This window comes from Amnimonas aquatica (genome assembly GCF_002943415.1).
Classification (GTDB): domain Bacteria; phylum Pseudomonadota; class Gammaproteobacteria; order Pseudomonadales; family Moraxellaceae; genus Perlucidibaca; species Perlucidibaca aquatica_A.
This window is the reverse complement of the sequence record NZ_PTQZ01000335.1, coordinates 1-1,292: the sequence shown is the minus strand read 5'-3', so window position 1 is coordinate 1,292 and position 1,292 is coordinate 1. Positions and strand designations below refer to the sequence as shown.

2 protein-coding genes and 1 pseudogene are annotated in these 1,292 nt (G+C 71.5%); 1 reads left to right on the top strand and 2 read right to left on the bottom strand.

Annotated features, from left to right (window positions below):
- Positions 1-118: 118 nt before the first annotated feature.
- Together C5O18_RS09715 and C5O18_RS09710 are read right to left on the bottom strand one after the other, a co-directional pair.
- On the bottom strand, positions 119-409 hold the full coding sequence (locus C5O18_RS09715) for a hypothetical protein (RefSeq protein WP_105193423.1): 291 nt from the start codon (positions 407-409) through the stop codon (positions 119-121).
- A gap of 40 nt (positions 410-449) precedes the next feature.
- A complete protein-coding gene (locus C5O18_RS09710) occupies positions 450-905 on the bottom strand; it encodes a YaiI/YqxD family protein (RefSeq protein WP_105193421.1) in 456 nt (151 codons plus the stop codon).
- A gap of 178 nt (positions 906-1,083) precedes the next feature.
- Here C5O18_RS09710 and C5O18_RS09705 point away from each other — a divergent pair.
- A pseudogene (locus C5O18_RS09705) lies at positions 1,084-1,292 on the top strand (MFS transporter); the annotation flags it as partial.

Below are 1,292 nucleotides of genomic sequence, written 5' to 3'. Positions count from 1 at the left end.
GCGACGCGGAAATGCCGCAGCGCCTCCGGCGGCAGATCGGCGAGGAAGTCCAGCCCGGTATCCGGCACGCCAAGCTCGCGCGCCAGCTTGGCCTGCTCGGCACGACTGGCGAGACGGCTCACAGCGGCTGCCTCAGGCGCTGGCTGACCAGCCAGCGGAACGGCCAGGGCACGGACTGGCGCAGCTCGCGGCGCACTTCCGCCTCCTCGCGGCGGCAAGCCATGTTGACCTGGCGAAGCAGCCACTCGAGGCGCTCCGGCGGCAGCTCCGCGAAGGCCGCGAGGCTGGCGGCCGGACGATGCAGGCGCCGCGCCAGCGCCTGCAGCTCGGGCGCGGGCCCGTCAGCGACGCCCGAACCGCCGGCCGCGCCGGAAGCCGGGGCCGCGCCGGCAGCGGGGGCGGCCGGCACAGCGGGCGGGGTACCTCCGGCGAAGGGCCAGGACATGGCGTCAGCCCCGCTTCGCCGTGGCCAGCCACTTGTCGAGCTGGTTGGCAAAATTCTGCCGGTCGGCCTGCGACAGCGGCGGCGGCCCGCCACGCACCATGCCGGCATCACGCAGGTCGCTCATGAGATCGCGGATCGCGAGACGCTGGCCGATGCTCTCCTTGGTGTGGCGCTGGCCGCGCGGGCTCACCGCCGCCGCGCCGTTCTTCACCACCTCGGCGGCGAGCGGAATGTCCTGGGTGATGACCAGGTCCTCCGTCGTGGCGCGCTGGGCGATGTAGTTGTCGGCCACGTCGAAGCCCGGCGGCACCTGCACCGCCTTCACCGGCAGCCCGGCCGGCAGGCGGATGGGCTGGTTGGCGACGAAGGTCACCGGCACGCCGGTGCGCTCCGCCGCACGCAGCAGGATGTCGCGCACGATCTGCGGACAGGCATCGGCATCGACCCAGATCGCGGCCATGTGTACTCCCGGACTCGGCTTCCCCTGTGGGCTGAAGCTCATGATAATCGGGCAGCCACGCCGCGCGCCATGCGGACGGCCACCGTTCATCCTGCGGCGCAGGCACGCGCCGGGGACCGGTGCCCAGGATCAACACCCGAGGACAGCCATCCAGCTGGCCGCCACACAAGGACCGCCCATGAGCAACCAGTTCGGCCTGCTGAAGACCCGCCGCTTCCTGCCCTTCTTCCTGACCCAGTTCCTGGGCGCGCTCAACGACAACGTGTTCAAGCAGGCCATGGTCATCTTCCTGACCTTCCACGCCGCCAGCCTCAGCGACCTGCCGCTGCCGGTGCTGCTCAACCTGTGCGCGGGCCTGTTCATCCTGCCCTTCTTCCTGTTCTCGGC